Genomic DNA, 1634 nt, shown 5'->3' with positions numbered 1-1634 from the left:
TGTAGCAGCCATATCCTAATGTCGTGTTCTGGCTATTTACAGATGTCGTGTTTTTGACTGCTGGCATGCTGGACGGCTCGTTGAGCGAGCGCGGAGCCGACCATGCAGCCAGCCGGATTGGTGACACTGACGATGCGAGAGCTTGATCGACTCAAGGTGATCCAGGCTGTGGTGGACACGGGCTTGAAGCCGGGACGTGCAGCCGAACGGCTGGGCCTGAGCGTGCGCCAGGTGGAACGGCTGGTCATCCGGTATCGAGAGCACGGACCTGGCGGCGTCGCTTCGGGCCGTCGTGGCCGGCCAGGCAACCGCAAGCTCGACGAAGGACTAGCGCTACGCGCCCTGACCATTATTCGAGAGCGCTACGCGGATTTTGGGCCGACGCTGGCCTGCGAGAAGCTCTGGGAGTGTCACGGCATTCGGCTGGCCAAGGAGACGGTTAGGAAGCTGATGACAGACGCAGGTTTGTGGATTCCGCGCCGGCAGCGTCCGCCGAAGGTCTACCAGCCGCGAGCGCGCCGGGCGTGTCTGGGTGAACTAATCCAGATCGATGGTTGCGATCATCGGTGGTTCGAGGAACGGGCGCCGGCCTGCACGCTGCTGGTGTACGTGGACGACGCGACGAGCCGGCTGATGATGCTGCACTTCACGCAGACCGAGTCGACGTTCAGCTACTTCGAGGCCACGCGAGCGTATCTGGAGCGCCATGGCAAGCCGGTGGCGTTTTACAGCGACAAGTACAGCGTGTTCCGCAATACGAGCGCCAGCAAGACAGGCCAAAGCGTGACGCACTTCGGTCGGGCGATGTACGAGCTGAACATTGACACGTTCTGCGCGAACAGCAGCTCGGCCAAGGGACGTGTCGAGCGAGCGCACTTGACGCTGCAGGATCGGCTCGTCAAGGAGTTGAGACTGCGCGGCATCAGCACGGTCGCCGACGCGAACGCTTACGCGCCCTCCTTCATGGCCATGTATAACGAGCGCTTCGCGAAGCCACCGAAGAGCGGCTTTGATGCGCATCGACCGCTGCGGTCCGACGAGGATCTGGATCGGCTGCTGACCTGGCGCGAGACACGCCGGGTAACCAAGGCGCTGACGGTACAGTACGACCGCGTGCTGTACCTGCTGGACGATACGCCGGGGAATCGGGCGTGGATACATCGCGACGTCGAGGTGTGGGAGTACCCGGACGGACGCATCGAGATTCGGGCAGCGGGTCAGATACTGCCGGCCCAGTCCTATGACCGGCTGGCTGAAGTGGATCAAGGCGCGATCGTGGATCACAAGCGCTTGAGCCATGCATTGCAGGTGGCACAAGCGTTTCAGGCGCAGCGCGACAACCGGCGGATCGGAACCGCGCCATCGCGAACGCATCGCGGGCTGCCGGTGCGGGCAAATGAAGCGCAACCCGGCACGAAGAAACCCCGCCGGTTCACGGTGGCTGACATGGAGACGGCGATTCTGGAAGTTGCGTCAAAAGCACAAACTGAGCGGCGGTCTGCCAAGGCCCGCGGCTGAACGTAAGCGCCCTGCTGCTTCAAGCTCGGCGCTTCAACGCTGAAGGACGGAAAACCGATGAAACATGCGACATCTGTATTTAGCTGGTGCTACGACATCTGAATCCGGGTATGACA

General features: G+C 62.1%; 1 protein-coding gene. It reads left to right on the top strand.

Annotated elements, in window-relative coordinates; genetic code table 11:
- Positions 1-102: 102 nt before the first annotated feature.
- Positions 103-1518, top strand: coding sequence for an ISNCY family transposase (locus G3N96_RS38600; protein ID WP_206140482.1), 1416 nt, complete (start codon positions 103-105; stop codon positions 1516-1518).
- The last annotated feature ends 116 nt before the right edge of the window (positions 1519-1634 follow it).

This window comes from Burkholderia sp. Se-20373 (genome assembly GCF_017104705.1).
GTDB lineage: Bacteria > Pseudomonadota > Gammaproteobacteria > Burkholderiales > Burkholderiaceae > Burkholderia.
Note: the sequence above shows the minus strand (reverse complement) of the source record. Positions and strands in the feature narration are given on the sequence as shown.